The sequence below is a fragment of the Mitsuaria sp. TWR114 genome (genome assembly GCF_007997345.1).
Genome location: NZ_VOSR01000792.1, coordinates 1 through 547 on the forward strand (window position 1 = coordinate 1; position 547 = coordinate 547).

The following is a 547-nucleotide window of genomic DNA, read 5'->3' on the forward strand; positions in this document are numbered from 1 at the left end:
GCTCTCGGCCAGCAGCAGCACGCGCCCGGCTTGAGCACGCGGAAGACCTCGGACAGCGCGGTCGCCTGATCGACGATGTGATGCAGGGTCTGGTGGCACAGCACGACGTCGACGGAAGCGTCGGGCAGCGGGATGGCTTCGGCATGCGCGTCGTGCAGCGTCACCGGCACCGGCGTGGCCTGGCGCATCGCGGCGCAGCGGGCGGCGAAGTCCGGCTCCGGATCGAGCGCGTGGATCTGGCTGGGCTGGAAGCGCTGGGCCAGCTCGGGCAGCGAATGGCCTTGCCCGGTGCCGATGTCCAGCATCACGCCGCCCTTGGGGATGTCAGGCGCCAGGCGCTGGAGGTCGTCCAGCGCGCGGCCCAGCACGTGGACACGCCAGGTCGGCGTCGAGAGGAACCAGAGGCCGAAGCGGGTCTCGGGCACGAAGGCGGGCTTGCGGGTGGGCAGGGACGTGAGGGGTGTGTTCATGGGGCGTCGTTCGTGCCGGGGTGTGCCGCGGTCGTGTGCTGGTCTGCGTCGAGCGGCGGCAGATGATAGCGGCGGCG

1 protein-coding gene is annotated in these 547 nt (G+C 71.7%); it reads right to left on the reverse strand.

The window, feature by feature from the left end; all coding sequences use genetic code 11:
* Window positions 1-470 (reverse strand): class I SAM-dependent methyltransferase (locus tag FUT87_RS24225; RefSeq protein ID WP_147242646.1); only part of this gene is annotated, 470 nt, incomplete at its 3' end.
* Window positions 471-547 lie beyond the last annotated feature (77 nt).